The following is a 2,875-nucleotide window of genomic DNA, read 5'->3' on the forward strand; positions in this document are numbered from 1 at the left end:
CTTTTGATTTATCTGTATATATCAAACTCCCTCTCTTTACTTTCTTTATGGTTTCTCTCAGTAGTGTTTCAGCAGATACATCCTTTACTATCTCAACTTTAACTTTTCCATTTATTTCAAGAATTCCAAACACAGGAATCTTATTCTTTGCTCCTCTTCCTCTACTGCCTTTCCTTTTTCCTCCAAAATAGCTTTCATCTATTTCTACTTCTCCTGATAAAAGCTGGTCATCTTTTGAGACAAATTTGTATATACATTGTCTAAGTTTTGTGTAGATCTTGTGCGTAGTATTGTAAGCCAAATCAAGCTCTTTATGTGATTTATGAGCTGGAACTTCAAGAATGAATAGTTTTACAGCCAATATGAATTTAGAGAATGGAACTTTTAAATCTTCAAGGATACTATCTTTTCTAACACTCCATTCTTTTTTACATTTATAGCATTTGTAGAAGTTTCTTCTAATTTTACCAATGTTTTTGGCATGACAGAAAGGACAGCTATCAAATGTTTTAAGTACGCCTCTTTCTCTTAAAAATCCCTCTGCTTTTTCTTCAGATGACGCTATTTGTAGTAATTCTACTAAATTCATGTTTTACCTCCTATACTACTTGATATTATAGCATAGGTGGATTATTTTGAGTAATTACCTTCTTTTTTGTTTTGCTTTCAATAATGCAGTATTGACTTTTTTAAGACCAATGAAAAATCTATTTCCTTTTCTGGATATAAGTAAATACCGGCAGATGCAGTTATTTTTACTGTGTTGTAAATTAAATTAAATTTAGTCGAAGATATTTTATTTATAATTCTCTGTGCAATATCTAGAGGTTTTGTATTATTATCAAATTTTTTAACTAAAATTAATAATTCATCATCTCCTTTTCGAATGATTATATCTTCTTTTCTAATATTATTTTTAACAATTTTAACTACATCTTGTAGCAATAAATCTGCTATGTCTTTTCCAAAAACTTTATGAATATTTGAAAAATTATCCAAGTCCAGCAATATTACAGCAAAACTAAGTTTTTGGAATTTTTTCTATTTCAGAAATATAGTTTCTATTATAAACACCGGTTATTTTATCCATATATTTAGGTTCTATTCCATCTTTGTTTTTCTTGAATATATCTAATATCCCTATAGCATCATTATACCATATAAACATTAGTTTTAATTTAAATTAATTAAGTCTATTCTATAATTCATAATGAGTTCATGGAAACTTGTCAATAATTTCGTGTTTAGATGGAATAAATTTAGGAATTACTAAGAATTTATTATAAAAATCTCCTAATCTATTAATCCAAAGTTTAAAATATATTAAACTATTTACTCACAAAAACCTATAGCGGAGGAAAAATGAGTATTAAAACCCACAACAAGATAAATCCTAAATTTTCCGGAGAAGTTATAGAGCTTACTGAAGGAAAAACTGCAACAATCAAATTAGAAACAAACGAAGATATGCTTGCAGACGATAAAGGATTGATCCATGGAGGTTTTATATTCTCAGCGGCAGATTATTGTGCAATGGTCACAATTAACCATCCAAACGTTGTTTTAGGAAGTGCTGAAGTAAAGTTTATAAAGCCATTAAAAATAGGAGAAACAGCCTTTTTTAAAAGTGAAGTTTTAAGCACTGAAGGTAAAAAAGTTTTAGTTAAAGTAGATGGTTTTAAAAATGAAGATAAATTTTTTGAAGGAACTTTTAAATGTTATGTTTTAGATAAACATGTTTTAGAGCAATGAAGTTTTATAGTGTAAAGATGAGAGCATCGCTTAACGATAAACATGTATCGGGTGGAGAAAGGATAACATTAGAAGAAAGCATTCAAAAAGTAGTTTCAGAGCTTTTGGCAAGACCCAAAGAGTTTGATTTTATTAATATAAAAATAGAAAAAATTAATAATATTAAGTTTATCGAAAAATCTCTTGATGTAAAGACGATTAATGTAAAAAATCATAAAGAAGGGAATGAAATTGCATTAAAATTACTTGAAGAGGTCGGGATTGATAGAGAAATTGCTAAAGTGTATATAGATTTATTGCATACAGGAGCAAATCCTGATCGAGAAAACATGAGAGGGGCAATGATTATAACAAAGTCAGGCAAAAGAGTAGAAAAAGACAGATACAGAGGAGTTAGAACTACAAACGTAGATTTTTTACACCGTGAAGAAGTCAAAAAAATACTGTTAGAAAAAAAATATACAGAAAGAACCTTAGATGCCTTAGCATTGTCAACAAAAAACCTAAACCATCCGGATATAATAGCTGAATACTGTATATCAGACCAACCAGACTATACAACCGGCTACGTTGCAGTTAATAATACATATTATAGAATCAATCCGTTGAAAGAATATTCAAATCCAAAAGGTGGTAGAATATACTTTGTAAAAGATGATGCCGATATTGATGAGCTTTATAAATATTTACAGGAAGAAAGTTTTTTGATTAAAGAGGTTGGAAGTTTAGAATGAAAACCGTATTTATCCATGGATGGGGGTTTAGTAAAGAGATATTTAAAGATTACTACTATTTAGATAATAGTTTGTTTTTAGATTTGCCGTTCCATGGAGATTTTAAAGATTTTGAAAAAAATAATATTTTTGAAGATTATGTTAATTATGTTTCAAATTTGATAAATGAAAAAACTACACTTATTGGTTGGTCTCTCGGTGGCTCTGTTGCATTTTTAACAGCTTTAAAAAATCCATTTATAGAAAAGCTTGTTTTGATAGGCTTTAGTCCAAAGTTTAACGACAGCGTTCTTGGTAGTGATCCAAAAGTCATTAAAGCCTTTATGCTGAATCTAAATAATGATTTTGAAAATACAGTGTATCAGTTTAGAAAAACGGCTACGGGCGGA

Annotated in this window: 6 protein-coding genes; 3 read left to right on the plus strand and 3 right to left on the minus strand. The window is 29.0% G+C overall.

All coding sequences use genetic code 11. From position 1 onward, the window contains the following. From SULYE_RS07420 to SULYE_RS08240, 3 genes are all read right to left on the minus strand, one after another. The coding region (locus tag SULYE_RS07420) for an IS1595 family transposase (RefSeq protein WP_007548074.1) at positions 1–589 on the minus strand (589 nt) is incomplete at its 3' end. A 77-nt stretch (positions 590–666) separates the two neighbouring features. Then, complete coding sequence (locus SULYE_RS07425) at positions 667–1,008, minus strand: GGDEF domain-containing protein (protein WP_007548076.1); 342 nt, start codon at positions 1,006–1,008, stop codon at positions 667–669. 13 nt (positions 1,009–1,021) lie between these two features. Beyond that, positions 1,022–1,168 carry a hypothetical protein gene (locus tag SULYE_RS08240; RefSeq protein ID WP_007548077.1) on the minus strand — a complete coding sequence of 49 codons (147 nt, stop codon included), beginning with the start codon at positions 1,166–1,168 and terminating at the stop codon, positions 1,022–1,024. A 194-nt stretch (positions 1,169–1,362) separates the two neighbouring features. Between SULYE_RS08240 and SULYE_RS07430 the strand changes: the two genes are divergently transcribed. The 3 genes from SULYE_RS07430 to SULYE_RS07440 form a co-directional block, all read left to right on the plus strand. After that, positions 1,363–1,752: a hotdog domain-containing protein gene (locus SULYE_RS07430; RefSeq protein WP_007548078.1), complete on the plus strand. Its 390-nt coding sequence runs from the start codon at positions 1,363–1,365 to the stop codon at positions 1,750–1,752. Beyond that, a complete protein-coding gene (locus SULYE_RS07435; protein WP_007548079.1) occupies positions 1,749–2,486 on the plus strand; it encodes a 6-carboxyhexanoate--CoA ligase in 738 nt (245 codons plus the stop codon). Before SULYE_RS07430 ends, SULYE_RS07435 begins: the two co-directional genes overlap by 4 nt. After that, on the plus strand, positions 2,483–2,875 hold a 393-nt coding region (locus SULYE_RS07440), incomplete at its 3' end, for an alpha/beta fold hydrolase (protein ID WP_007548080.1). The genes SULYE_RS07435 and SULYE_RS07440, both read left to right, overlap by 4 nt.

It is taken from the genome of Sulfurihydrogenibium yellowstonense SS-5 (genome assembly GCF_000173615.1).
Classification (GTDB): Bacteria; Aquificota; Aquificia; order Aquificales; family Hydrogenothermaceae; genus Sulfurihydrogenibium; species Sulfurihydrogenibium yellowstonense.